Below are 22,034 nucleotides of genomic sequence, written 5' to 3'. Positions count from 1 at the left end.
CCGGGACCCAGGTCGTCCATTCACTCCTCTCCCTGGAAGTGCAAGTCGTCGGGCTCGTCGTGGGCCGCATGATTCGCGAGGATCATCTCGGCGGTCCTGTCCTGCCCACCCGCACGGAACACGTCGGCAAGCGCTTCCGCCTCAGTGCACGTCATGTGGCAGGAATAGTCATCCGGGAGAGAAACAGCGAGTTCCCCCCAGACCTCCGTGAAAAGCACCACGGCCAATGCGATTTCTTCGGGAGTGTTCACTGGCTGGTCACCTCGTCCCTCTCCTGGTCGTAGGCGTTGACGGCGTTGGTGAGGATCTCGTCCACATCGAGCCCCTCCGACTTGGCGAAGAGGAGAACGTCCGCGATCAGGTCGTACAGCTTGGTCTCCCGACCCTCGCCGCTGTAGCGGCGGTGGTTCTCGGCCTCGTAGACCTGAATCGCACCAATCGCTCTTTCGGGTGCCAAACTCATTGGTCTCTCCCTCGTTCGGTCTAAAGCCGGACACGGAAAAGGCCAGCCCCGAAGGGCTGGCCCCAACCGAATCAGTCTTTAGCGCTGCGAGTCCGCCAGACTCACCGCCTCACCCCACGCGGTCCCACCGTCCTGCAACCGCTGGACGGCCCCCGCCCACATGAACTCCCCGAGGGTCGTCTCCACGTCCAGGAGTTCGAGCAGCGTGCCGATGGACTTGTACTCGTAGTCCTCCTTCACCTCGAAGTCGAGGTTCTTGAACGCCTGCCCGAAGATGCAGGCGCCGTACTGCTTCCCCTCCCTCTCGGCGGGGTTGTAGAAGCACGCCCCCTCGTAGGACTTGTAGACGAACTCCGGCTTCTCGTCCGCCAGTCGACGGACCTCGGCCTCGATCTGCTGGAAAGTGATCTCGCTCATTCAGTTCTCTCCCTTAACTCAAATCCGGACTTGCGAGGTTCTTTCTTCGGTCAGAGCTGCTCGCGGATCAGCTTCGCGATCTCCTCGAACGTGTAGCCGTAGGTGTCGTTCAGCGAGACGAGGGACACCGCGCCCAGCTCCTCGACCTCGACCATGGGGTTGTCGGTGTCGAAGCCGGCCCACTTCTCGACGCTCTCCGGCGGGTAGTTGGTGGCGTCATCGAAGGCCGTGGGCTTTTCCCCGGTTTCGATCGAGTGCTCGTACGGCTCGACCCGGATGTCGAGGCCGTTCTCGATCGCCACACGGCAGAGCACGCCGAGGCAGCAGTGCTCGCCGCCCGCCTCCAACTTGCCCTTGCCCTGCTTGAACCGGCCGCTCTCCAGAGCGGTCGCCCACAGTTCCTTCTTCTCCGCGTCCATGCCCATTCCGTTCACTTCCCTTTCGTTCGTGCCTGGATCTTCTTGAGTGCGTCCGGGTCCGTCTTCGGAACCCGTTTGATTGCTTCCGACTTGACGGCGGCCTTCACCTTGTCGTCGGACTTTCCCAATGGACTCCTTTCAGGCCGGGAGAGATTCGAGGGTTACGCAGTGGAGGGCGGTGTAGCCCGTGCCGACCGTGGAGAAGTCCTGCGAGAGGTAGTAGGTCTCGCTGTCCGCCATGTACTCCAGGTAGGTCGTCCCGTCCGGGCGGGCCCAGAGCCACACGTTGTGAACCGGGTGGCCCACGGGCCGCTCCCTCCAAATCTCCGGCATCGGAGTCGGCGGGGCCTGGGACCATTCGATCTTCATTCGATGTCCTCCCTTTTGCAGACGTGCCAGCGCTTCCAGTAGCGCGCTTCCTTGTAGGTCATGTTGTGGTTGGACCACTTCCAGCACCGCTTGCAGACGACGTGTCCGTTGTTGCCGATCGAGTTGAAGTAGCGGCACCGGATGCATTCCAGCGGTAGGACCCGCCACTGGAACTTCGTGCCGATCACTCGTAACTCCGGTCGATTCGGTCGTACGCGGACGAAAGCTTCACCTTGATTTCCCGCAGCGCCTTCTGTGTGTGCTGCGGGATTCCCGAGTGGTAGGTGAGGATGGCTTCGATGTCGCTGGACGCCAGCCACATCTGAGCCTTTGCCGTCCCGAGACGCTCGGACGGAGTCATGAGGGTGCCCACAGCTCTCTCCTTAATTCGACTGTCCCGGCATGGAAAAGGCCCCGTTTACACGGGGCCTCAACCAAACCGATCACACTCGACTACTCGGCTAGGCGCCGCCTTGCCATTTCCGCATCAACGGCCTCCCAGGCTTCGAAAACGTCCTGCCAGACATTCAGTTGATCAGAGACGGCCAGCGGCAGGTTGCCAGCAGCCTTGAGTCGTCCTTCGTAGAGCGTGTCCTCCAAGACGTACAGCTCGTGGTCGGTCAGTTCACGGAACATCCGGGATCTCCAGCTCATCGAACGGCGCGAACTCCACCGGAGTGGCCGTGACCTGGTTGTCGCCGTCCACGATCAGCACCTCGACCTCCGAACTGGAGGTGCGGGTACGCACGTGAATGGGCTCGTCGTAGTCGGTGAACATTTGTCGTCTCCTTGCGGGCATGGAAAAGGCCGCCCCGATTGGGACGGCCCTACATCGAACGGTTAGTCACGCAGCAGTGACGAAGTCGTGCGCCTTGCGCGCACGCGCCAGCTCCTCCTTCAGGAACTTGGGGTCTTCCCCATCCTTCTCAGCGGCCCTGATGAGCCGACGCAGCTCTCGGATGTCGCGCTGAAGGGTGATCTTCAGCGTCACCCAGATCTCCGGGTCCTCGATGCGCTCCACTCAGGCCGCGCACTTCACGTGGGTCTTGGACGCCTTCTTGCCGGAACCGGTGATGCAGTGGTCGGTGCCACCGCACGGGCGGGCGGGCACGGTGACGGGACCGAAGTCCCCGGACGTCTCGGCCGGCTGGGACTCGCGGATCAGGTCCACCACTGCGGATGCCTGCTCCTCGTAGGACAGCTCCGCCAGCCCTTCGTCCCACGGGTTGGTGTGGAGCAGCGGCTCGACCTCGTCCACCTGGACGACGTCGAGCAGCTCCCGCCCCACCGGGAGCACGGTGTGCTTGGACTTCTGAAGGATGCGGCGACGCTGCTTGGGCGTGAAGTCACGTCGGATTCCGAGCTGTTTGGTCTGGTCGAGCACGCCGATCCGGTAGCCAAGGGCTCGGCTGGCCGCGCTGAGACGAGTGACGTTGGACATGAGTCCTCCTCTGTTGATGGATGAAAGAAAGTCCCAGGTAGGCAAAAGGCCACGGCCGAAGCCGTGGCCCAATGTCCATCGGGGACTCAGTACTCCCGGTTCTTCGCGAGCCTGTCCGCGTACTTCACGGCCTCGCCCCAGGGCACGCCCTTGTCCTGCGAGGCTTGCGCGTCCAGGGCCCAGTTCCTCTGCTGCTGGGTGGTCTCCACCTCCAGCTCGACCAGAACGCGGTTGATCGAGCCCCTCACATGGTCCGGCAGACGGTGACCGATCCGGATGAGCGCCTGCCCGAACAGGCAGCCCGGCTGCCTGTCATCGGGGTTGTAGAGGCAGGTCGCGCTGTCGCCCTTGTCGTACCTGAAGTCGGGGCGCTCCTCGGCCAGCTCCCGGACGGCCTTCTCGATGGCCTCGAAGGTCAGTTCCGTCATGTGTGTTCCCTCTCTGTTAGCCCCTGTGGACAAGAAAGGGCCCCGTGTAAACGGGGCCCCAACTAGACGACAGGGATCAGGACTCGGACACATCCGAGCGAAGTGCGCGGATCAGCTCCTTCCACTCCTCGGTGAGCGCCTCGAACTCGATCGCGGCGAGCGTCGAGCTGTAGCCGGACGGAATGTAGAGGTTGAAGCCGAAGGCGTACGTGTCCCCTTCGGTCAGGTCGAACCTCTCCACGCCGTCGCCGAAGCTGGTGTAGAGCTGTCCGAGAATGCAGTCGAACAGGCTGTCCAGGTCGAGCCGGTCCAGATTGATCTGGTTCCACCACTCGTCGCCTCGGAGGACGGTGAGGAAGAGACCTCCGGCGAGCACGCGCTGACGAAGGGTCATTTCCTCGTGGCTGAGGGTCGACATGTGTTCTCCCTTGGATTGATGACCTCTGCGGACAATGGGGCGCACGGGCAATGACCGTGCACCCGATGAGGGCAGAGATCAGGAACGGCGGGCCAGGATCAGCTCCACCCAGACGTCGTCCAACTCCTCGTAGGTGTGCACGTAGCTGAGGTCCCCGAGGTTGAAGCCGTGGACCTCGGAGTCCCCCGGAATGCCCAGAGCGGTGAGGCCGAGGTCCCATGTGCCGTAGAGCTGGCCCAAGACGCACTTGAAGATGTCGGCCATATCCAGTTCGAGGATGTTGACCTCCCAGGCCCAGCCGGGGCAGCGCACGTCGAGAAGCTTGGCGCCCTTCTCGGCGTTGGTCTCCATGTCGTTCTTCTCGGTCAGGACGTCCATTTCTCTCCCTCACGTGTAGCCCTCTGTGGACAAAAGGGCACACGGACCGGAGCCCGTGTGCCCGATGCCGACAGGGACTAGAAGGAGGCCGCCGGGATCTCCTGCTGGAGACCGGCGATCAGGTTCGTCCAGCCCAGGTCGAGGACCCCGTAGGCCAGGGCCTCCGCCTCCGGCATCTCCTTGAAGCCCGCGTAGCTCTCGGTGTCCACGTGGAACCCGAGGGAGTCCGCCTCGCTCGCACTGAGGCCGAGCAGCGCCAGGCCGACCGCCTTCGAGCCGAAGAGCTGGCCCAGGACGGAGTTCGTGTCCGAGCTGGAGTCCAGGCGGGTCAGGTCGACCCGGTTCCACCAGCCCTCACCGAGGTCGACCTGAAGCAGCAGCGCGCCCGGGAAGATGCGGTTGTTGATCGCGTCCAGCATGTTTCGCTCCATTCGTTAGTCCCCTGTGGACTAAAAAGGGCCCGTACAAGACGGGCCCCAGATGGTTCACAGGCGATCAGTCAGAAAAGGCCGAGGATCGTGGCGGCGTCGGCCTTCAGCAGACGCAGCGCACTGTTCGCTTCCGACTCACTGTCGAATGCCTCGTTGCTCAGCATCCGGTCCATGTCGTAGTCGTAGTAGTCGAAGTCCTGGACACAGATGGCCCTCGGCTTTCCGTCGTGGCCGAGGTACAGCCGGTAGTGCGGCTCCCTGTTGAACTGGTGCCGTTCGGATTCCGGGTCGTAACCGAGCATGGCGCTCCTTTCAGGCGGCGATCTGCGGAGCACCCTCGACGTCATACGGGTCCAGCTCGACCGTGTCGTAGCCGACCCAGAAGTGCACCCCTCCTTCCCCATCGGTGGAAACCTTCGCGTTCTCGCGCTGGAATCCTCCGTACCGCGTGACCTCGGACACCTGCTCCTCGAAGTCCTTTCGGGCATCGGCCTTGGTCGCGTAGACCCCGATGATCCAGCCGCTCTCACCGTCGTTGCGGGAGAGAATCCAAACACGCATGTGCGCCTCCTCAGAAGTTGTGTCGCTGAATACCGCCACGCGGGCCGATGTCCAGGCGAATGGTGGGTTCGGCGCTCGACGTGGCGCCATACGAGGTCTCGTAGACCGGGTAGAGGTCGAAGTGCGCCTTCTCCGTCACGGACGGGAAGTCGAACCGGTCTTCCTCCCACCCGTAATTGAGCAGGTGGCCGTACCCGTCCCAGGCCGGGCGGATGACGTCCGAACGGCCCAGGTGGTACCGGTCGGAAAGGGCACGCTTGGCCTCAGCGATGGACGGGAACCACTCCCCCACGTCCTCAATCGATCCGAGCGAGTTGTACGAGGCGTCGTTGAACGTAGCGATGTATCCGCGCAGCATGGTCGCGCCCTTTCAGTAGTCGAGTCGTGCGGCCTCAGCGCGCAGGATCAGCGCGTAACGGTGAATCCCGAAGGCGATGTCGTTCTGGAATGCGTATCCGGCACCCGTCCGGACGTGAACGACCGGCTTTCCGGTGATCGGCGACGTGTCGAAGTCCGTCACGCTGTAGACCTCGTTCGGGTTGAGCTTGAACACGATGTGCGTCCTTTCGTGGATTCGCGGGAATGCCAAGGCGCACGGACCCAAGCCCGTGCGCCCCTTCTCAATCCGACGACTCCCGGGAACTACAGGCGGATCTCCTCCGCCTTCTCCACGTCCCAGATGGCGAGCTGACCCCCCAGCCGGCCGAAGATCAGGGCCTCCGCCCGGTCCTGCACGTGCAGGGACAGGTCGAGGTAGACGAGCTGCCCGTCGATCCACGCGCCGAAGTACAGGTCGTCCAGGCCGAACGTGGCGGACTCCTTGGCGAGCATGTAGTTCCAGATGTCCTCGCCCTCGAACTCCGCGAGCGGGATGGTCAGCTCGTGACCCACGGTCGAGACCAGGAACCCGTCGACCGGGGCAGGCCGGTAGTTGTGCCAGGTGGCGCCACCCTCCTCGCGGATCTGCTCGGCGAGGGTGATCAGTCCGGGGCGGACGATGGTGGGAGTGGTCATGGTGAGCCCTTTCTCGTAGCCCGTATGGCCACCACAGGGCCCCGAAGGGCCCCATGGAAGTCAGGCGGACGGAAGAATGAACTTCTTGTCGAGCTGTTCCGCGATCAACTTCCCGGCGAGTGCCTCGTCCTCGGACCCGTCCAGGTAGGCATCGGCAACCGCGAACACGAAGAACTCCGCAGGGATGCCAGTGATCTCCTCCAGGGCCTCGATCCGGCCTTCCAGAAGCCCCGCCTCGTAGTTGCCCTTGGCCCCCTCGTAGATCATGAGTCCGGCCTTGCCGACGACCTTTTCGAACACGTACCGGTTGAAGAACATGCACTTCCCTTTCAAATCGAAAGCCCGAACCGGGCGAGGTAGTTGCGGTTGATCAGAGCCCGGCGGAACTCACTGTGTCGGGCGCTTTCGATCTTCCGAGGCGCACTGTCCAGCGCCTGCCGGTACATGTCCGCCGGGTACAGACCGGCGTCCTTCCAGATGCGGACCTGCGCAAGCGCAATTGCCTGGACAACCGTCACGTCAGGCCCCTTTCAGAACCCGAAGCGGTGGGCGATGGAACGAAGAAAGCCCTTGCGGGTACGCGCCTTCTGCGCCTTCAGGCAGGCGGACGTGACCAGGTACGAGTCGGCGGCGACGATGCAGGTCGTGGGGTCGTCCGGGTACATTTCGGGTCCTTTCAGGTCTCGTGTATCCACCACACGGCCCCGAAGGGCCGCATGGAAGGCACACGCGATCTACTCGCTATCTACTCGTTGCTAGATTTGCTCCGGTCGAGTACCGCACGTTCTGGAGACCCAACTCCTCCAGCTTGCGGTTCAACTCCTCACGGGAGATTCCGGAGGACCGTGCCAGACGTTCGAGCTTCTCCCGATTGATCTTGCCGGGGTCTCCCATGTTCACTTGCAGCAGCCCTCTCCCGCGTGCAGGCCGATCCCGAGCCGGGCGTGCATGGCCCGGTGAGTCTTCGTGTCCTTGCCCTTCATGTCGTCGTGGTCGTGCCACTTCTGGTCGTGGGCGATCACGTCGGACGTGTGGCGGAGAGACTTCTCCTTCAGAGCCGGGGCCGGCCTGGTGACAAGCCCACCGCTGGCGGCGTTCGCGTCCCGCTCCAGCTTCCGGCGAAGCTTGCGCCGCTCCCGGGCGTTGAGCTGGTCGAACTCCGCGATGAAGTCCGAACCCAGACCGTCAGGACGGTCCGAGGTGCGGTACGTCTTCTTGTTGCGCGCACCCTTGGTGCGGTGCTGCGCATCGTTCGGGTTCAGGCGCTCGCCGCGCCTGACGTTCACCATCCGTGGCAGGTTCCACGGACCATCGGCAGTCTTCGCCATTATCCACTCGCTATCTACTCGTTGTTAGAAGTGAAAGGCCGTGAGGCCAGTGGCCGGGTCAGGGTTCGAACCTGACTCGCGACGGCAGGATCAAAGAATGATCCCCGTCCTGTCCTAGTGCTCCCCTCACGGGGAGCCCGGCCATCGTTCGGACTCGCAATGTGCTTACAAGTGTCGCCCCTTGCAGGGCGGTGCGTAGTCCGCTGATACGGAGTCGCATTTCGGCGCTCCTTAACGTGGTGCCTACGTGAGGGACAGCATGGTCTTTGGATTCGTCTAGACGGTCGGAAGGCTGGTCTCGCAGGGCTTCACACTGGCACGTCATCGCGACGTTCCGGCCGAGCCTGCCCACGAGGGCACATCCGAGCGGCTATGGGCAATCCTCCGGCCCAAACCCCACTTGGCACACTCTTCAGTTATCAAGAAACGACTCCCCAGCTCCCAAGGCTTTCGCCCATCGCGACTGCCGCTCACCACCCCGGCACGTCTCGCGACGTTCCAGGTAAGGCTTCATAGCGCTGCCCCTTTCGGGACAGGCAGGACCCTCTCGGTTCCTGCGAGCCACTACCGTGCGCATTTCGGCGCACTTGGTTTCCCCCTTGGGAGAGGGCCGCGAGCGATTCTCGCGCTCCCGGTCGTCGTTGCCGGGCTTGTTTCTTCTTCCACCCTAGCGGGGCTGTCTACTCGCTGTCAACTCGCTGTCTCGGCCGGTTCGCGCCACCCGCCTCGTGCGGAGTGACATTTTGCGTTCCGTCCGAGCGAGTCGGCCGCTTTCGCCGTTCCCGTTCGGGCTTGGCCCCACTCTAGCCATTCCGTTCGGCCGGTGTCAACTCGCTGTCTACTCGCTAGCAACTTCGCTAGCGAGACTCTCGCGGGTCTCGCCCGGTCGCCCCGGTCTTGCTTGGTGCGGCCCGTCCGGCCGGTCGTGCTGGCCTGACAACGAGAAAGCTAGTCGGGGTTTCGACTCGCTGTCTACTCACTGCCTGCCGTTTCGGGGCCCTTTCCGCAGGTCAGGGCCCATTTAAAAAGTTTTCCGGACTGCGGTCCGGTGCCGTGCCAGCTCCCTTATCGTCACTTCGCGATAAGGGGTTTTCGGGCTCCCCTCTGGGGGCCGTTCTCCCTGGTCAGGGCCCTATTTGGAGGCCGGTTACTCCGGCGTAACATAGCCCTATGCGGACCACAGTCCACCTATCTCCTATGCATACCGTCCCACCAGGGACAACAGGGCATAGCAGCAGGTCAGACTAGGTAAGAGGGTGCACAGTCAGGGCACTAGCACAGTGAGTAATAACAACAGGTGAGAGGCACAGTGACCAGGGCTGAGAAGCCAAAGTGAACACTCATCACACTCTGTAGTTCAGCAGGTCAGAGGGCAGGACTAAAGAAGAAAGGGCAGGTCAATCATAGGGTGGGGGGGTACCCATGGATCATGCGTCACGCGTGGGAGGAGGGTCTCCCCTTTCGCGGAATGTACGAAACTGGGAATGCGATCTTGGGCCCCGAATCCAGGCTGAAAACCGTTTTCAAGCAGGGAAAACGGCTAATGTAACGAAATGGCAAAGCCGAGGGTGTTCTAAAGGCTTCAAGGGGCCCCAGACGGGCCCCATTTAGCCGCTGAGAGCCTCTCAGTGCCTAGTCGATGGAGTACTCATACTCGGCTTCTACGTAGTGCGCTGGAAGCACTGAGACGGTTACCTCGACGGCTCGACCTTCTGAGGTCATTCCGATATGGGTTATCTCAGTGACAGCGCGCTCTGGACTGATTTCGAGGCGGTAAGCCTCTTCATCGGTGGGAGGACGGCTCATGATGATTCGCTCTCGCGCCCGGCTCTGGGGGTAGCCGGCGCTTGCGAGGACACTCTTCACTCCCCCCGCACGGATCGGGACCGGCTCCCGCAGCCTGGCCGGCGCGATAGATGTTGGAAACCAGCTCGTGCTTACCCTGACGGGTAGGTCTCCGATGAACAGCCTCCGATGTCGGGCCAGGCAGTCTGTCGTCTCCAGGATCTCCGCTACCCCCGGAGGAGGCGCGGCCTCTTCAGTGCCTATCTCGTGCCTCGGCTCCAGGCCGAGGTCCTTAATCTCGGCAGTGAAGGCCGCGAAGGCTTCACCGCCACCTTCGTGAGAGGCTTGGCTGTACCGAGCCGGGGTGTGGAGGATCGGTGGAAGCCACGTGACCTGAGTCCCTCGGCCCCGTTGAGGCCGCACGAGTCCTTCTGCGTGTAGAACTGCCATGGCTCGGTTGACGAGGCTGCGAGAGACCCTGTACTTCTCAGCTAGTTCCGGTTCTGGTGGAAGGGTTGAGCCGGTTGGGTACTCCCCGTCTACGATCTCCTGCCGTAGATCCGCAGCTATCTCGCGGAAGGTCCGTCGTTCCACCGATTTCTTCCTTCGCTTCGATGCGAAAAGAGGCCCTCCCGCCAAGGAAGGGCCTCTTATAGGTGGTTCTGAGGTCGCTACATCCATCCGGAGGTGCAAACCACCCTCGATGTGAGGCTAGGACGGCCCCGAAGGGCCGTCAAACCAGCTCACAGGTCGAGGTCGCCAGCCTTGATGGCGCCCATGAGGCCCGCCATGGCCTCGGGGTTCAGGGAGAGGTGGCCGGCGTCGGGGTTCTTGCTGTCCCGCACACCAACCTCCCCCTCCAACGCCGCCAGCTCGACACAGTCAGACTGGTTACCGGTTCCGCTGTAGCTGCTCTTACGCCAGGTGGCCATCATTCCTCCATCGCTCGTTCGATCAGACGCCTGGAGGCGCCTGTGGGGGACGCAACGTTCGAGATCAAGTCGTACCGTAGCGCGTATTCCTGCACGTCCGGAGGCTCCAGCACCAGCCGGCCTCGCTCCGGCGAGGCTGAGAAGGCGATCTCTCGATCTCCGACCGTAAGCAGCCTGAAACTACCGTCCAGGCCAACGTGCTGGTCTACATCTCGCTCAAGAACCCGGATGTTGACGTTCGGCCGCTCCCCCATCTCCAGCAGATGGGCGAGCTGCCCCCTCATCACGTCCCGATTTCCTACGCTTTGTTCGATAGCTACCCAGTTGAGGATGACTGAGACCATCGGGGGGTTGTCCTTCTCGAAGACGGCTGCCTGTCGAGCCAGCCTCGTCTCCACACCCGCTTCTACGTCTGAAGATCGAACACTGACCAGCGCTCTGGCGTAGTCGGGCGTCTGAAGGAGTCCCGGCACCAGGAGGGCCTCCCACATCCGGTGATGTGTGGCGTCACGTTCAAAGTCGATCAGACCTGTGAACCAGCTCCCGTCGTCCGTCGCGCTGGCGAACCGGACGAGTCTCTTGAAGAGGTGACCAAGACCCCACAGCTCGTCAAGGCGGGCGGCTTGGTCCGGGGAGAGCTTCCGCCACCCGTTCTCGATCCTGGAAACGGTGGACCGATCGACGTTCAGTCGGGTGGCTAGCTGGCTCACGGACAAACCGTGCTCATTCCGCTGTCTCTGCACCTCAACCGCTATGAGGTGCCACAACGATCTGTCCGGATCGAGGTCCCTGGCGATGGCGAGCCCCCCAACGGATTGTTTCCAGCCGTGTTGGAACGCTGGAAAGCATATGTGTCACACGGCACTCTTGGCACCGCTACCAGCGATGTTCGCCATGGACGGTGACGCAATGGATCAGACACAGAGGACTGCCGAGATCAGGATCACGATCCCTCCGCTGCTCGAAGCGGTGAAGGACGCGCGAGATCTGGTCGCTAAGGCGTGGGCCCTATGGGGCCTGGGCGACGACTACTTCGCCCGCCTCGTGGCGAGCGAGCTGGTCACCAACTCCGTACGTGCCTCGCTGAGGTACGAGATGCAGGAAGACATCGAGGTGTGTGTACGCCTAACAGAGGGACGAGCCCAGATCGAGGTGTGGGACCACGTGCCAGCGCCAGCAATCGTCGTCCTGGCCGGCGACGACGACGAGAGCGGCCGTGGCACTCAGATCGTTCTCGCCATGTGTGCCCGCTGGAACACGGAGTGGGTCTACGACCAACACAGGAAGTACGTCCGAGCAGAGTTGGTGCCCGCATGAACCTCATGGGGATCATCTTGCCGATCGCGATCGGGGCCGTTTCCTACCTGATCGGCGGATTCGTCCTGGGCTGCCTGTGCTACCCACGGCTCGCCGGGTTCCTGCGGACGCGCCAACGGCGCCAGTGCCTCATCAGGAAGTACCTCGGCTCCACACCATCACACTCCCGCCCGCCCGAACTTCCCGTCGAAAGACGACGTCGCCCTTGGCCCCAGGCGACGCCTCCGAGGCTTTGGGACGAACGCGGTCGATGGTGACCTAAAGCCCCTCCGGACGTGCTGTTGCCCCCAGGGTTGAGGTCTGGGGTGGATTACTCCCCTCGCGGCCGGCACGTCCGGGGGTTCAACCCCCTTCCGACCACTCCATCCCCTGGTGGTTGGGAGACCCTACGAGTGAAGAAAGAAGGTGGTTGATCGGTACCAGCGTCGGAAGACGCGGTTACGTCTATGTGGTCGAGGCCCCTCGCGCCCCCCGTGCGAGGGGCCTCTCGCGTGTCTACGACAGGAGTCTTCAAGGATGTTCCGTCTCGCGGCCGTGGTCTCTGCCGTGGTCTCTCTGGTCGCAACTCAGTGCAGAGCGGATTGCAGCAGGTGCTCGACCCAGTGCTTCCTGCCGTCCGGGCACGGCGCGGTGCACTTCTGCCAGGATCACCTGCTCGACGACTGAGAGTCCGGGCCCCTCGTACTAGATACGAGGGGTTCCGCCGTGTTCGGATGAAAGAAGTAAGGCACCGATAGGCGGGACCTATCAGTGCCATGAGTCTGCGTGATTTCTCTTGCGAGCGCTGGACGGGCACTCTAGCGCCGAAGACCCCAACCACACCAGGCTCAGGAGGCACTGCCGTGCTCACCGTTGGCGACAAGTTCCCGGAGTTCGAGCTGACAGCGTGCGTCTCGCTCGACCCGGACCACGCCTTCGAGACGATCCACCACAAGACGTATGAGGGTTGGAAAGTAGTCTTCTTCTGGCCCAAGGACTTCACGTTCGTCTGTCCGACGGAGATCGCGGAGTTCGGCCGCCTCAACGAGGACTTCGCCGACCGCGACGCGCAGGTGCTCGGCGCGTCCGTCGACAACGAGTTCGTCCACTACGCGTGGCGCAAGGACCACCCGGACCTGCGGGAGATCCCGTTCCCGATGCTGTCCGACCTCAAGCGCGAGCTCTCGGAGTCGCTCGGCATCCTCACCGAGGACGGCGTCGCCCAGCGCGCGACGTTCATCGTCGACCCGAACAACGAGATCCAGTTCGCCATGGTGACCGCCGGTTCCGTCGGCCGGAACGTCAAGGAGGTCCTGCGGGTCCTGGACGCCCTGCAGAGCGACGAGCTGTGCCCCTGCAACTGGAACAAGGGCGAGGACACGCTCGACGCGACCAAGCTGCTCGCCGGGGCCTGAGCCCCTCGCCGGGCCCGGCCCGGCGGAGTCCGACCACGGACCGACGGCGGCCGGCCGCGCGACCCGCGGCCGGCCGTCCGCACGAAAGGACGCATGATCATGAGCGTTGACGCGCTGAAGGGCGCCCTCCCGGGCTACGCCAAGGACACCAAGCTCAACCTGGGCTCGCTGACCTCGACCTCCCAGCTCACCGACCAGCAGCTGTGGGGGACGGTCCTGGCCTGCGCCCTCGCCACGCGGAGCGCCGTCGTCATCCGCGAACTCGCCGAGGAGGCGGGCGACCACCTGTCCGCCGAGGCGTTCGAGGCGGCCAAGGGCGCCGCGTCGATCATGGCGATGAACAACGTGTACTACCGCGCCACCCACCTGATCGGGGACGAGACGTACGCGACCCTCCCGGCCCGGCTGCGGATGTCGATCATCGGCAGGCCCGGCGTGGAGAAGGTCGACTTCGAGCTGTGGTGCCTCGCCGTGTCGGCGATCAACGGCTGCGGGCGGTGCCTGGAGTCGCACGAGAAGGTCGTCCGCGAGGCCGGCCTGTCGCGCGAGCTCGTCCAGGAGGTGCTGCGGATCGCCGCCGTGGTGAACGCGACCGCCGCGACGCTGGACGCCGAGGCCGCGCTGGCCCCCGCCACGGTCTGACGACGGGCACGTCCGGCCGCGGGCGCGTCCGACGGTAGGCGAGAGGCCCGGACGGATTCCGTCCGGGCCTCAGCCGTGCCTGGTGGGCCGCCCTACTCCCACTCGATGGTGCCCGGGGGCTTGGAGGTGATGTCGACGGTGACGCGGTTGATCTCGCGGACCTCGTTGGTGATGCGGGTGGAGATCCGCTGCAGGACGTCGTAGGGCAGCTTCGCCCAGTCGGCCGTCATCGCGTCCTCGCTGGTCACCGGGCGCAGGACGATCGGGTGCCCGTAGGTGCGGCTGTCGCCCTGCACGCCCACCGACCGCACGTCCGCGAGCAGGACGACCGGGAACTGCCAGATGTCGCGGTCGAGGCCCGCGCGGGTGAGCTCCTCGCGGGCGATGGCGTCGGCGTCCCGGAGGATGTCCAGGCGGTCGCGCGTGACGGCGCCGATGATGCGGATGCCGAGGCCGGGGCCGGGGAACGGCTGCCGCCAGACGATCTCGGCCGGGAGGCCGAGCTGCTCGCCGAGCGCGCGGACCTCGTCCTTGAACAGCGTCCGCAGCGGCTCGACCAGCTTGAACTGGAGGTCTTCGGGCAGGCCGCCGACGTTGTGGTGCGACTTGATGTTCGCCGCGCCGGTGCCGCCGCCCGATTCGACCACGTCCGGGTAGAGGGTCCCCTGGACGAGGAACTCGACCGGCTCGGCCGGTTCTCCGGCGGAACCCGCGCCGCCGTGGACGATCTCCCGGGCCGCCTCCTCGAACACCCGGATGAACTCGCGTCCGATGATCTTGCGCTTCTCCTCCGGGTCGGTGACGCCGTCGAGGGCGGACAGGAAGCGCTCCTGGGCGTCCACGACGTGCAGGTTCACCCCGGTGGCGGCGACGAAGTCCTTCTCGACCTGCTCGGGCTCCCCCTTGCGCAGCAGGCCGTGGTCGACGAACACGCAGGTCAGCTGGTCGCCGATGGCGCGCTGGACGAGCGCGGCGGCGACGGCGGAGTCCACGCCGCCCGACAGCGCGCAGATCACCCGCTTGTCCCCGACCCGCTCCCGGACGGCCTCGATCGACTCGTCCGCGATGTTCACCATCGTCCAGTTCGGCCGGCACCCGGCGCCCTCGTAGAGGAAGCGCCGCAGGATCTCCATGCCGTGCTGGGTGTGCAGGACCTCGGGGTGGAACTGGACGCCGAAGAAGCCGCGCTCCAGGTCCTCCATGCCCGCGACCGGGGTGACGTCGGTGCTGGCCGTCACGGTGAAGCCCGCCGGGGCGCTGCTCACGAAGTCGCGGTGGGACATCCACACCGCCTGCTCGTGCGGCAGGCCCGCGAACAGCATGCCGGGGGACGCGACGGCGACGGTGGCGCCGCCGTACTCGGCCACGTCGGAGTTCTCGACCGTCCCGCCGAGGGCCTGCGCCATGACCTGGTGGCCGTAGCAGATGCCGAGCGTGGGGACGCCGATGTCGAACAGGCCGTCCGGCACGACCGGAGCGCCCTCGGCGTACACCGACGCGGGCCCGCCCGAGAGGATGATCGCCTTGGGCCGCTTGGCGAGCATCTCCGCCGCCGGCATGGTCGACGGCACGATCTCGCTGAACACATGGCACTCGCGGACCCGTCGTGCGATCAGCTGCGCGTACTGCGCGCCGAAATCGACGACGAGGACGGTGTCAAAGGACTGGTCTGCGACCACCAACTACGCCTTTCGCCCGGCCAGAAGGGACTTCCCAGTCTACGGGCCGCTGCCTGCGCCGATGCGCCCGGTCCCCGACATGATCGTCACTGGGGGCGACTGTCCTATAACGGTCGGCATCCATTTACCTTGATCACACGCACAGCATGACTGCGGTCTGATATCAGTTGATGACACCCTGTGTTCGGTGAAGCGTCGTTTCTCCGAAACGCCGCGCTCGCCGGAACGCCGTCCCTAGGAGTGCCGTGAAGCCGCTCGCCGCCGCCGCTCTGCTCGCCGCCCTCGTCCCCGCCGCGACCTTCGGGCAGCCGGCGCCGTCCGCGAGCACCGGACCATCCGGGCGGCCAGGGCACGAAAGCCGTGGCGACGACTGCGCGCACCCGCCGGCGGCGGCCGTGGCGCGTCACCGGACTGACGGCCATGCCCGAGACCGCATGGATCTCAGCCCCGCCGAGGCAGCCGCCGTGGAGAGGCGCCTGAACCGGATCCTGGACGGGCTCGGCCTGGGGAAGCATGGCGCCTCGAAGAGCGCGGGCCAGCGCAGGGCGGCGCAGATCACCATTCCGGTCTACTTCCATGTGATCCACGCCGGCGCGAAGGGCAACGTGTCCGACGCGATGATCCAGCGCCAGATCGGCACGCTGAACACGTCCTACGGCGGCGGCAACGGCGGCGCGAACGCGCGCGTCTCCTTCACGCTCAAGGCCGTGAGCCGCACCGACAACGCGGCATGGTTCGGCGACCCGGAACGCTATGAGGGCACCTACAAGCCGAAGCTGCACAAGGGCGGCAAGTCGACGCTGAACCTGTACAGCACCTACATCGGCGGCGACCTGCTCGGCTGGTCGACGTTCCCCTGGAAGTACACCTCCGACCCCCAGATGGACGGCGTGACCGTCCACTACGCCAGCCTGCCGGGCGGTTCCATCGAGAACTTCAACAAGGGCTTCAGCGCGACCCACGAGGTCGGGCACTGGATGGGGCTCTACCACACCTTCCAGGACGGCTGCAGCGGGGAGGGCGACCGCGTCGCCGACACTCCCGCCGAGCGCGACCCCACGAACGGCTGCCCGTCCTTCAAGGACACCTGCCCCGCCCCCGGGGAAGACCCGGTGCACAACTACATGGACTACAGCTACGACACCTGCATGACGTCCTTCACCCCGGGCCAGGGCACCCGCATCCACAACGTGTGGGCCGCCTACCGCGCCTAGCGCCCCCTCCCGCCTCCGGCGGTTTCACCGGGAAGGGGGCTTGAGACGGGTGGCGACTTCGGGTGGGAGGCGACGGACGGCCTCGCGGAGTGTGACGCCTGAGACGGCGCCCACGCGTGGCTCGACCCATGCGGCCACCCACTCCGGGTCTTTCTTGGAGAGCTCCCGGAGCACCCAGCCGAGCGCCTTGCGGATGAAGAACTCGCGTTCGCCTATGAGCGCGTCCCCGTACCGGCCGATGCGGTCGAGATCGGGGGCGCCGGCTCGGACGCCCGCCAGGAGTGCCAGCATGGCCGTGCGTCTCACCCACATGTAGGGATCGGCGACCCACGCGTCCAGGACCGCCGCCAGGTCCGGGTTGCGGACGACCAGCGCGCCGACGACCTTCTCCGCGAGCTGGTCGACGTAGACCCAGCTCGCCGAGTCCCTGACGAGCCGTTCCGTCAGCTCCACATCGCGCGGCTCCAGCAGCGCCACCCGCTTCACGAGGACCTCTATGGCGGCCATGCGGGCCTCGTGCACCGGGCGGCCCTCTTCGGTGACGTCCCAGAGCGTCACCGCGAGGGCGACCAGTTCCTCTCGGGTCGGCACGCTCTTGACCGCCGACAGCGCGACCTTGCGCAACGCGGGCACCGGAACGCCGATATGGGCGAGGTCGCTCTTCAGGTAGCGCTTCTCCCCTTCGGCGCGCACCGGGTCGGCCTGGGCTCGCAGCTCGGCCAGGATCCGCGACGCCTCCTCCTCCACGTCCATGGGGACACGCTACGCCGCCGCGCTACGGTGCCGTATTCAGCATTACCCGCGCCTGTTCGTCCAGGTTTGCTAAAGACGTGTTGTTTGTTCGCATCCACCCTGGTTCCAGCGATGACTCCGCTCCCCACGCGCGCGCTCCCCCGCACGCGCCGCACCCCCAAGGAGTTCCATGAAACGCGCCGGAATCGCCGCCGTCCTCGGCATGGCCGCCGCCTTCACGGCGTACGCCCCCGCCGCCCCCGCCACGCTGGCCGCCCCGTCCGCCCGCACCGCCTCGCCCACGGTGTGCGCCGAGCAGCCCGCCCAGGCCCGCGTCCGCGCCGGGGCCCACGCCACCGAGCGGAACCAGCCAGGAACGGCCCAGGTCGCCGCGATGGAGAAGGACTTCCAGAACCGCCTCGGCAAGCTGAGGAAGACGAGCACGGCGGCGGCCATCACCGTCCGCGTGCACTTCCAGGTCGTCTACGGCAGCGCGGGCAACGTGTCCGACTCGGTCCTGACCAAGCAGCTCAGCGTCCTCAACAACGCCTATGCCAGCAGCGGCGTCACGTTCACTCTGGCCGAGATCAGGCGGACGCAGAACGCGGCCTGGTTCTCCGACCCCGAGGGCTACGAGTCCCAGATGAAGTCGGCCCTGCACACCGGCAACGCGCAGGACCTCAACTTCTACACGGCCGACCTCGGCAGCAGCCTCCTCGGCTGGGCGACGTTCCCGAGCGGCTACCGATCCAAGCCCAAGATGGACGGCGTCGTCATCCACTACCAGAGCCTTCCGGGCGGCTCGCTGGGCAACTACAACGAGGGCGACACCGGAACCCACGAGGTGGGCCACTGGATGGGGCTCTACCACACGTTCCAGGGCGGGTGCAGCACCACCGGGGACAGCGTCTCCGACACGCCCGCCGAGCAGAGCCCCGCCTCGGGCTGCCCCACCGGCCGCGACACCTGCTCCTCGGCCGGCGCCGACCCCATCCACAACTTCATGGACTACAGCTACGACTCGTGCATGTACGAGTTCACGCCGGGCCAGTCCACCCGCATGAAGAACCAGTGGGCCGCCTACCGCGCCTGATCCTGACGCCCGGCGCCGGAGCGGTGGCCCGCTCCGGCGCCGGACTCGTCCGTCCTCAGGTGATGTCGACGATCGGGAGCCTCAGGGCGGCGGGGGCCTCGGCCGGGACGGCCGGGTTCTTCGGGACGACGGGGGCCACGCGACGGTAGGAGTCGCCGAGCGCGGGACGCGGGTCGTCCTCCGAGCGGTTCGGCCAGAACGCCATGGCCCGCTCGGCCTGCGCCGTGATGGTGAGGGACGGGTTGACGCCCAGGTTGGCCGAGACGGCGGAGCCGTCCACGACGTGCAGGCCCGGGTGCCCGTAGACGCGGTGGTAGGGGTCGATCACCCCCGTCTCGGCGGAGTCGCCGATGGCGCAGCCGCCGAGGAAGTGCGCGGTCATCGGGATGTCGAACAGGTCGCCCCAGGCGCCGCCCGGGATGCCGCCGATCTCCTCGGCGATCCGGCGGGTCGCCTCGTGCCCCTCGGGGATCCACGTCGGGTTCGGCTCGCCGTGCCCGGCCGTCGCGCGGACGTCCCAGCCGAACGGGCCCTTCTTCGGCCGCAGCGTGATCGAGTTGTCGCGGGTCTGCATGACCAGGGCGATGACCGTGCGCTCCGACCAGTGGCGGACGTCGAAGAGCTGGAGGAGGTCGCCCGGCTTGCGCAGCACCTCGCGGGCGAACTTGCGGATCCGGGGCGTGTGCCGCTCGCCCGGCCGGTCGCCGTCCACCAGGAGGGTCTGGAGGGAGGCGAGCAGGTTCGAGCCCCGGCCGTACCGGACAGGCTCGATATGGGTGTCCGGCGTCGGGTGGAACGACGACGTGATCGCCACGCCCTCGGAGAAGTCCGGCCCCGGCCTGCCGTTGCGGCGCCCGCCGCCGAGGATCGCCTCGGAGTTGGTGCGGGTCAGGGCGCCGAGCCGGTCGGACAGGCGCGGCAGCAGCCCGGTCGACTTGAGCTTGTGCAGGAGCTTCTGCGTCCCGTAGGTGCCGGCGGCGAACACGACCTGCTCGGCGGTGAGCGTCTTGCGGTTGCGGCCGAACGAGCCCGTGCGGACGATCTCGACCTCGTACCCGCCGCCGGCGCGCGGCCGCACCGAGGTGACGCGGCTGAGCGGCATCACCCGGGCGCCCGCCCTCTCGGCCAGGTACAGGTAGTTCTCCGTCAGCATGTTCTTCGCGCCGTGGCGGCAGCCCACCATGCACTCGCCGCACTCCAGGCAGCCGCGCCGGCGCGGGCCCGCCCCGCCGAAGTAGGGGTCGGCGCTCTCGATCCCGGCGCCGCTCCCGAAGTAGACGCCGACCGGCGTCTTGACGAAGGTCTCGCCCTTGCCCATCCGGTCGGCGACCCGCTTCATGACCTTGTCGGCCGCCGTCGTCGTCGGGTTCCGGACGACGCCGAGCATGCGCTTGGCCTGCTCGTAGTAGGGCGCCAGCTCGTCCCGCCAGTCGGTGATGTGCGCCCACTGCCGGTCCTTGAAGAACGGCTCTGGCGGGACGTACAGCGTGTTGGCGTAGTTGAGCGATCCGCCGCCGACGCCCGCGCCCGCCAGCACCATCACGCGGCTCGACTTCGCGCCGCGGATGAGGTGCATCCGCTGGATGCCGGTCAGGCCGAGCGCGGGCGCCCACAGGTAGCGGGCGATGCGCCAGTTCGTCTTCGGCAGCTCCGGATAGCGGGACCCCGGCGCGCCGTCCGGGTTCGTGTCGAAGCGGCGGCCGGCCTCGATGACGCCGACCCGGTAACCCTTCTCGGTCAGCCGGAGCGCCGCGACGCTGCCGCCGAACCCCGACCCGACGACGAGCACGTCGAAGTCATGCTTCACAGGAGATCCCTACTTGATCCGCAGCTTCTTCATGAGCTTGATGCCGGTGGCCATGTAGTCGGCGAAGGTGTCGTAGCCGATCGCGCCGGGCGGCTCCAGGTCCATGAAGTGCTGGCTCGCGACGGTCTGCACCTCGGTGAACTTCAGCAGCCCCTCGGCCCCGTGGCGGCGTCCCACGCCCGACTGCTTCATCCCGCCCATCGGGGAGTCGTAGGAGGCGTAGGCGGCGCCGTAGCCGTCGTTGATGTTGACCGTCCCCGCCTGGATGCGGGCGGCGAGGCGGCGGCCCCGCGCCGGGTTCTTCGTCCACACCGACGCGTTCAGCCCGTAGGGCGTGTCGTTGGCGCGGGCGACGACCTCGTCCTCGTCCCGGTACTTGTAGACCGCGACGACGGGGCCGAACGTCTCGTTCGCGCACAGGTCCATGTCGCCGTTGACGTCCGCGAGGACCGTCGGCTCGTAGAACAGCGGGCCGACGTCGGGACGGGCCTTCCCGCCGGTCAGGACGGTCGCGCCCTCCTTGACGGCCTGGTCCACGTGCGCCGTCACCGCGTCCAGCTGGCGCTTGTGGGTCAGCGAGCCCATCTCGGCGTCGAAGTCCAGGCCGGTGCCGAGCCGCATCCCCTTGACGAGTTCGACGAACCGCGGCACGAACCGGTCGTAGACGTCCTCGTGGACGTACATCCGCTCGATCGAGATGCACAGCTGGCCGGCGTTGGTGAAGCACGCGCGGACGGCGCCGCGCGCGGCGCGCTCGACGTCGGCGTCCGGCATGACGATCATCGGGTTCTTGCCGCCGAGCTCCAGCGAGTAGGCGACCAGCCGCGGCGCCACCTTCTCCGCGATCGCCTTGCCCCCGCGTGTGGAGCCGGTGAACGAGACGTAGTCGGCGTCGTCCACCAGCGGGTCGCCGATCTCGGCGGGATCGCCGACGACGATCTGCCAGAGGTCGCGGGGCAGCCCGAGCGAGACCAGCAGGTCCAGCACCCACAGGCTGGACAGGCACGTCTGGGTGTCCGGCTTGTGGACGACCGCGTTGCCCGCCATCAGCGCCGGGGCGATGTCGCTGGCGCCGAGCGCGAACGGGTAGTTCCACGGCGCGATCAGCGCCACGACGCCCTTCGGGTGCCGCAGTTCCTGGACGCGGGTCAGCCCCGGCATCATCCCCTTGCGGCGCCGGGGCTTCAGCAGCCGCGGCGCCCGCCGGGCGTAGTAGAGCGAGCACAGCGCGACGTCGAGGAACTCCTCCATCGCGTGCCGGCGCGCCTTGCCGGTCTCCAGCTGGATGATGTCGAGGATCTCCGCGCGCCGGTCGACGAGCGCGTCCGCGAGCCGCAGGAAGGGTTTGGCGCGCTCCCCCGCGGGCAGCGCCGCCCAGGCCCGCTGCGCCTCGCGCGCCCGCTCGTAGGCGGCCCGGACGTCCTCGGGGCTCGACAGCGGAACGGTCGCGAGGGGCTCACCGGTGAAGGGGCTCGGGATCGTCGCGGTCTCGGCGCCGTCCGAGGCGACGTGCGAGACCAGCCGGTCGACCAGAGTCCGGGGAAGCGTGTGCTCTGCCGCGCCCTTGGCAGAGTCCGCCGCGCCTTCGGCAGTGTTCGCCGGGCCTTCGGCAGAGCCTGCCGCGCCTTCGGCGGGAACCGTCGGGGATGCCATGCAGGCAGGGTATGACCACCCGCCCAGTTTGGCTACCCGCAAGTAATGCGCTACTTGCAGTGATTCGCCCCACTCGGGGCGCTATCTCCGCTCGCGCTCCTCGCGGCTTCCGTCCGCGA

36 protein-coding genes are annotated in these 22,034 nt (G+C 66.2%); 5 read left to right on the top strand and 31 right to left on the bottom strand.

Annotated elements, in window-relative coordinates; all coding sequences use genetic code 11:
- Positions 1–20: 20 nt before the first annotated feature.
- The 27 genes from AB0C87_RS24855 to AB0C87_RS24725 form a co-directional block, all read right to left on the bottom strand.
- Positions 21–251 (bottom strand): hypothetical protein, encoded by a 231-nt coding sequence (locus AB0C87_RS24855; protein ID WP_360579709.1) that lies wholly within the window; start codon positions 249–251, stop codon positions 21–23.
- Positions 248–463, bottom strand: coding sequence for a hypothetical protein (locus AB0C87_RS24850; protein ID WP_360579707.1), 216 nt, complete (start codon positions 461–463; stop codon positions 248–250). The genes AB0C87_RS24855 and AB0C87_RS24850 overlap by 4 nt, the downstream gene beginning before the upstream one ends.
- A gap of 78 nt (positions 464–541) precedes the next feature.
- A complete protein-coding gene (locus tag AB0C87_RS24845) occupies positions 542–880 on the bottom strand; it encodes a hypothetical protein (protein ID WP_360579705.1) in 339 nt (112 codons plus the stop codon).
- A 50-nt stretch (positions 881–930) separates the two neighbouring features.
- On the bottom strand, positions 931–1,299 hold the full coding sequence (locus tag AB0C87_RS24840; protein WP_360579703.1) for a hypothetical protein: 369 nt from the start codon (positions 1,297–1,299) through the stop codon (positions 931–933).
- A gap of 138 nt (positions 1,300–1,437) precedes the next feature.
- On the bottom strand, positions 1,438–1,605 hold the full coding sequence (locus tag AB0C87_RS24835; RefSeq protein ID WP_360579701.1) for a hypothetical protein: 168 nt from the start codon (positions 1,603–1,605) through the stop codon (positions 1,438–1,440).
- Positions 1,606–1,664: 59 nt separating this feature from the next.
- A complete protein-coding gene (locus AB0C87_RS24830; protein WP_360579699.1) occupies positions 1,665–1,856 on the bottom strand; it encodes a hypothetical protein in 192 nt (63 codons plus the stop codon).
- A complete protein-coding gene (locus tag AB0C87_RS24825) occupies positions 1,853–2,041 on the bottom strand; it encodes a hypothetical protein (protein ID WP_360579697.1) in 189 nt (62 codons plus the stop codon). Before AB0C87_RS24825 ends, AB0C87_RS24830 begins: the two co-directional genes overlap by 4 nt.
- Positions 2,042–2,121: 80 nt before the next feature.
- Positions 2,122–2,304, bottom strand: coding sequence for a hypothetical protein (locus AB0C87_RS24820; protein WP_360579695.1), 183 nt, complete (start codon positions 2,302–2,304; stop codon positions 2,122–2,124).
- The gene (locus AB0C87_RS24815) at positions 2,294–2,446 is read right to left on the bottom strand and encodes a hypothetical protein (protein ID WP_360579693.1); all 153 of its coding nucleotides are present in this window, start codon (positions 2,444–2,446) and stop codon (positions 2,294–2,296) included. The genes AB0C87_RS24820 and AB0C87_RS24815 overlap by 11 nt, the downstream gene beginning before the upstream one ends.
- Before the next feature lie 66 nt (positions 2,447–2,512).
- Positions 2,513–2,689, bottom strand: coding sequence for a hypothetical protein (locus tag AB0C87_RS24810; RefSeq protein ID WP_360579692.1), 177 nt, complete (start codon positions 2,687–2,689; stop codon positions 2,513–2,515).
- Entirely contained in the window at positions 2,690–3,109 is a 420-nt protein-coding gene (locus AB0C87_RS24805; RefSeq protein ID WP_360579690.1) for a hypothetical protein, read from the bottom strand.
- A gap of 86 nt (positions 3,110–3,195) precedes the next feature.
- Positions 3,196–3,537: a hypothetical protein gene (locus AB0C87_RS24800; RefSeq protein ID WP_360579688.1), complete on the bottom strand. Its 342-nt coding sequence runs from the start codon at positions 3,535–3,537 to the stop codon at positions 3,196–3,198.
- 76 nt (positions 3,538–3,613) lie between these two features.
- A complete protein-coding gene (locus AB0C87_RS24795) occupies positions 3,614–3,955 on the bottom strand; it encodes a hypothetical protein (RefSeq protein ID WP_360579687.1) in 342 nt (113 codons plus the stop codon).
- 78 nt (positions 3,956–4,033) lie between these two features.
- On the bottom strand, positions 4,034–4,333 hold the full coding sequence (locus AB0C87_RS24790; RefSeq protein ID WP_360579685.1) for a hypothetical protein: 300 nt from the start codon (positions 4,331–4,333) through the stop codon (positions 4,034–4,036).
- A 77-nt stretch (positions 4,334–4,410) separates the two neighbouring features.
- Positions 4,411–4,752, bottom strand: coding sequence for a hypothetical protein (locus AB0C87_RS24785; RefSeq protein ID WP_360579683.1), 342 nt, complete (start codon positions 4,750–4,752; stop codon positions 4,411–4,413).
- 80 nt (positions 4,753–4,832) lie between these two features.
- A complete protein-coding gene (locus tag AB0C87_RS24780; RefSeq protein ID WP_360579682.1) occupies positions 4,833–5,066 on the bottom strand; it encodes a hypothetical protein in 234 nt (77 codons plus the stop codon).
- A gap of 10 nt (positions 5,067–5,076) precedes the next feature.
- Complete coding sequence (locus AB0C87_RS24775; protein ID WP_360579680.1) at positions 5,077–5,325, bottom strand: hypothetical protein; 249 nt, start codon at positions 5,323–5,325, stop codon at positions 5,077–5,079.
- A 10-nt stretch (positions 5,326–5,335) separates the two neighbouring features.
- Positions 5,336–5,683: a hypothetical protein gene (locus tag AB0C87_RS24770; protein WP_360579678.1), complete on the bottom strand. Its 348-nt coding sequence runs from the start codon at positions 5,681–5,683 to the stop codon at positions 5,336–5,338.
- Positions 5,684–5,695: 12 nt separating this feature from the next.
- Positions 5,696–5,878, bottom strand: coding sequence for a hypothetical protein (locus tag AB0C87_RS24765; protein WP_360579676.1), 183 nt, complete (start codon positions 5,876–5,878; stop codon positions 5,696–5,698).
- A gap of 89 nt (positions 5,879–5,967) precedes the next feature.
- Positions 5,968–6,339 (bottom strand): hypothetical protein, encoded by a 372-nt coding sequence (locus AB0C87_RS24760; RefSeq protein WP_360579674.1) that lies wholly within the window; start codon positions 6,337–6,339, stop codon positions 5,968–5,970.
- 60 nt (positions 6,340–6,399) lie between these two features.
- Entirely contained in the window at positions 6,400–6,657 is a 258-nt protein-coding gene (locus AB0C87_RS24755; RefSeq protein ID WP_360579672.1) for a hypothetical protein, read from the bottom strand.
- 11 nt (positions 6,658–6,668) lie between these two features.
- Positions 6,669–6,857: a hypothetical protein gene (locus AB0C87_RS24750; protein ID WP_360579670.1), complete on the bottom strand. Its 189-nt coding sequence runs from the start codon at positions 6,855–6,857 to the stop codon at positions 6,669–6,671.
- Between the two features lie 12 nt (positions 6,858–6,869).
- Entirely contained in the window at positions 6,870–7,004 is a 135-nt protein-coding gene (locus AB0C87_RS24745; protein WP_360579668.1) for a hypothetical protein, read from the bottom strand.
- A gap of 231 nt (positions 7,005–7,235) precedes the next feature.
- Complete coding sequence (locus AB0C87_RS24740; protein ID WP_360579666.1) at positions 7,236–7,667, bottom strand: hypothetical protein; 432 nt, start codon at positions 7,665–7,667, stop codon at positions 7,236–7,238.
- A gap of 1,632 nt (positions 7,668–9,299) precedes the next feature.
- Positions 9,300–10,046 (bottom strand): GntR family transcriptional regulator, encoded by a 747-nt coding sequence (locus AB0C87_RS24735; protein ID WP_360579664.1) that lies wholly within the window; start codon positions 10,044–10,046, stop codon positions 9,300–9,302.
- Positions 10,047–10,195: 149 nt separating this feature from the next.
- Positions 10,196–10,384: a DUF397 domain-containing protein gene (locus AB0C87_RS24730; RefSeq protein ID WP_360579867.1), complete on the bottom strand. Its 189-nt coding sequence runs from the start codon at positions 10,382–10,384 to the stop codon at positions 10,196–10,198.
- The gene (locus AB0C87_RS24725; protein WP_360579662.1) at positions 10,384–11,127 is read right to left on the bottom strand and encodes a helix-turn-helix transcriptional regulator; all 744 of its coding nucleotides are present in this window, start codon (positions 11,125–11,127) and stop codon (positions 10,384–10,386) included. Before AB0C87_RS24725 ends, AB0C87_RS24730 begins: the two co-directional genes overlap by 1 nt.
- Positions 11,128–11,293: 166 nt before the next feature.
- Here AB0C87_RS24725 and AB0C87_RS24720 point away from each other — a divergent pair, with 166 nt between their 5' ends.
- From AB0C87_RS24720 to AB0C87_RS24710, 3 genes are all read left to right on the top strand, one after another.
- Positions 11,294–11,701 (top strand): ATP-binding protein, encoded by a 408-nt coding sequence (locus tag AB0C87_RS24720; protein ID WP_360579660.1) that lies wholly within the window; start codon positions 11,294–11,296, stop codon positions 11,699–11,701.
- An 842-nt stretch (positions 11,702–12,543) separates the two neighbouring features.
- On the top strand, positions 12,544–13,095 hold the full coding sequence (locus AB0C87_RS24715) for a peroxiredoxin (protein ID WP_360579659.1): 552 nt from the start codon (positions 12,544–12,546) through the stop codon (positions 13,093–13,095).
- 99 nt (positions 13,096–13,194) lie between these two features.
- Positions 13,195–13,737: a carboxymuconolactone decarboxylase family protein gene (locus AB0C87_RS24710; RefSeq protein WP_345176549.1), complete on the top strand. Its 543-nt coding sequence runs from the start codon at positions 13,195–13,197 to the stop codon at positions 13,735–13,737.
- A gap of 92 nt (positions 13,738–13,829) precedes the next feature.
- On the opposite strand, the gene guaA is transcribed toward AB0C87_RS24710, so the two are convergent.
- Positions 13,830–15,416 (bottom strand): glutamine-hydrolyzing GMP synthase, encoded by a 1,587-nt coding sequence (gene guaA / locus AB0C87_RS24705; protein WP_345176547.1) that lies wholly within the window; start codon positions 15,414–15,416, stop codon positions 13,830–13,832.
- A gap of 434 nt (positions 15,417–15,850) precedes the next feature.
- Here guaA and AB0C87_RS24700 point away from each other — a divergent pair, with 434 nt between their 5' ends.
- Complete coding sequence (locus AB0C87_RS24700; RefSeq protein WP_345176544.1) at positions 15,851–16,630, top strand: zinc metalloprotease; 780 nt, start codon at positions 15,851–15,853, stop codon at positions 16,628–16,630.
- 24 nt (positions 16,631–16,654) lie between these two features.
- Here the strand turns inward: AB0C87_RS24700 and AB0C87_RS24695 are convergent, their stop codons facing one another.
- Positions 16,655–17,383: a DNA alkylation repair protein gene (locus tag AB0C87_RS24695; protein ID WP_360579657.1), complete on the bottom strand. Its 729-nt coding sequence runs from the start codon at positions 17,381–17,383 to the stop codon at positions 16,655–16,657.
- Positions 17,384–17,552: 169 nt separating this feature from the next.
- Between AB0C87_RS24695 and AB0C87_RS24690 the strand changes: the two genes are divergently transcribed.
- Positions 17,553–18,455, top strand: coding sequence for a zinc metalloprotease (locus tag AB0C87_RS24690; protein ID WP_345176539.1), 903 nt, complete (start codon positions 17,553–17,555; stop codon positions 18,453–18,455).
- Positions 18,456–18,510: 55 nt separating this feature from the next.
- On the opposite strand, the gene AB0C87_RS24685 is transcribed toward AB0C87_RS24690, so the two are convergent.
- Both AB0C87_RS24685 and AB0C87_RS24680 read right to left on the bottom strand, forming a co-directional pair.
- Entirely contained in the window at positions 18,511–20,262 is a 1,752-nt protein-coding gene (locus AB0C87_RS24685; protein ID WP_360579654.1) for a GMC family oxidoreductase, read from the bottom strand.
- A gap of 9 nt (positions 20,263–20,271) precedes the next feature.
- Positions 20,272–21,915: a succinic semialdehyde dehydrogenase gene (locus AB0C87_RS24680; RefSeq protein ID WP_353834540.1), complete on the bottom strand. Its 1,644-nt coding sequence runs from the start codon at positions 21,913–21,915 to the stop codon at positions 20,272–20,274.
- Positions 21,916–22,034: the final 119 nt, after the last annotated feature.

Source organism: Actinomadura sp. NPDC048021, assembly GCF_040653135.1.
GTDB lineage: Bacteria > Actinomycetota > Actinomycetes > Streptosporangiales > Streptosporangiaceae > Spirillospora > Spirillospora verrucosospora.
Note: the sequence above shows the minus strand (reverse complement) of the source record. Positions and strands in the feature narration are given on the sequence as shown.

What these genes read in the sequence shown, in the direction of transcription:
- AB0C87_RS24845 (WP_360579705.1), bottom strand. Translation starts at nt 880, where the DNA reads ATGAGCGAGATCACTTTCCAGCAGATCGAGGCCGAGGTCCGTCGACTG.
- AB0C87_RS24755 (WP_360579672.1), bottom strand. Translation starts at nt 6,657, where the DNA reads ATGTTCTTCAACCGGTACGTGTTCGAAAAGGTCGTCGGCAAGGCCGGA.
- AB0C87_RS24690 (WP_345176539.1), top strand. Translation starts at nt 17,553, where the DNA reads ATGAAACGCGCCGGAATCGCCGCCGTCCTCGGCATGGCCGCCGCCTTC.
- AB0C87_RS24770 (WP_360579678.1), bottom strand. Translation starts at nt 5,683, where the DNA reads ATGCTGCGCGGATACATCGCTACGTTCAACGACGCCTCGTACAACTCG.
- AB0C87_RS24850 (WP_360579707.1), bottom strand. Translation starts at nt 463, where the DNA reads ATGAGTTTGGCACCCGAAAGAGCGATTGGTGCGATTCAGGTCTACGAG.
- AB0C87_RS24695 (WP_360579657.1), bottom strand. Translation starts at nt 17,383, where the DNA reads ATGGACGTGGAGGAGGAGGCGTCGCGGATCCTGGCCGAGCTGCGAGCC.
- AB0C87_RS24800 (WP_360579688.1), bottom strand. Translation starts at nt 3,537, where the DNA reads ATGACGGAACTGACCTTCGAGGCCATCGAGAAGGCCGTCCGGGAGCTG.
- AB0C87_RS24720 (WP_360579660.1), top strand. Translation starts at nt 11,294, where the DNA reads ATGGATCAGACACAGAGGACTGCCGAGATCAGGATCACGATCCCTCCG.
- AB0C87_RS24775 (WP_360579680.1), bottom strand. Translation starts at nt 5,325, where the DNA reads ATGCGTGTTTGGATTCTCTCCCGCAACGACGGTGAGAGCGGCTGGATC.
- AB0C87_RS24785 (WP_360579683.1), bottom strand. Translation starts at nt 4,752, where the DNA reads ATGCTGGACGCGATCAACAACCGCATCTTCCCGGGCGCGCTGCTGCTT.
- AB0C87_RS24795 (WP_360579687.1), bottom strand. Translation starts at nt 3,955, where the DNA reads ATGTCGACCCTCAGCCACGAGGAAATGACCCTTCGTCAGCGCGTGCTC.
- AB0C87_RS24820 (WP_360579695.1), bottom strand. Translation starts at nt 2,304, where the DNA reads ATGTTCCGTGAACTGACCGACCACGAGCTGTACGTCTTGGAGGACACG.
- AB0C87_RS24730 (WP_360579867.1), bottom strand. Translation starts at nt 10,384, where the DNA reads ATGGCCACCTGGCGTAAGAGCAGCTACAGCGGAACCGGTAACCAGTCT.
- AB0C87_RS24680 (WP_353834540.1), bottom strand. Translation starts at nt 21,915, where the DNA reads ATGGCATCCCCGACGGTTCCCGCCGAAGGCGCGGCAGGCTCTGCCGAA.
- AB0C87_RS24760 (WP_360579674.1), bottom strand. Translation starts at nt 6,339, where the DNA reads ATGACCACTCCCACCATCGTCCGCCCCGGACTGATCACCCTCGCCGAG.
- AB0C87_RS24780 (WP_360579682.1), bottom strand. Translation starts at nt 5,066, where the DNA reads ATGCTCGGTTACGACCCGGAATCCGAACGGCACCAGTTCAACAGGGAG.
- AB0C87_RS24805 (WP_360579690.1), bottom strand. Translation starts at nt 3,109, where the DNA reads ATGTCCAACGTCACTCGTCTCAGCGCGGCCAGCCGAGCCCTTGGCTAC.
- AB0C87_RS24840 (WP_360579703.1), bottom strand. Translation starts at nt 1,299, where the DNA reads ATGGACGCGGAGAAGAAGGAACTGTGGGCGACCGCTCTGGAGAGCGGC.
- AB0C87_RS24790 (WP_360579685.1), bottom strand. Translation starts at nt 4,333, where the DNA reads ATGGACGTCCTGACCGAGAAGAACGACATGGAGACCAACGCCGAGAAG.
- AB0C87_RS24745 (WP_360579668.1), bottom strand. Translation starts at nt 7,004, where the DNA reads ATGTACCCGGACGACCCCACGACCTGCATCGTCGCCGCCGACTCGTAC.
- AB0C87_RS24710 (WP_345176549.1), top strand. Translation starts at nt 13,195, where the DNA reads ATGAGCGTTGACGCGCTGAAGGGCGCCCTCCCGGGCTACGCCAAGGAC.
- AB0C87_RS24700 (WP_345176544.1), top strand. Translation starts at nt 15,851, where the DNA reads ATGGATCTCAGCCCCGCCGAGGCAGCCGCCGTGGAGAGGCGCCTGAAC.
- AB0C87_RS24815 (WP_360579693.1), bottom strand. Translation starts at nt 2,446, where the DNA reads ATGTTCACCGACTACGACGAGCCCATTCACGTGCGTACCCGCACCTCC.
- AB0C87_RS24740 (WP_360579666.1), bottom strand. Translation starts at nt 7,667, where the DNA reads ATGGCGAAGACTGCCGATGGTCCGTGGAACCTGCCACGGATGGTGAAC.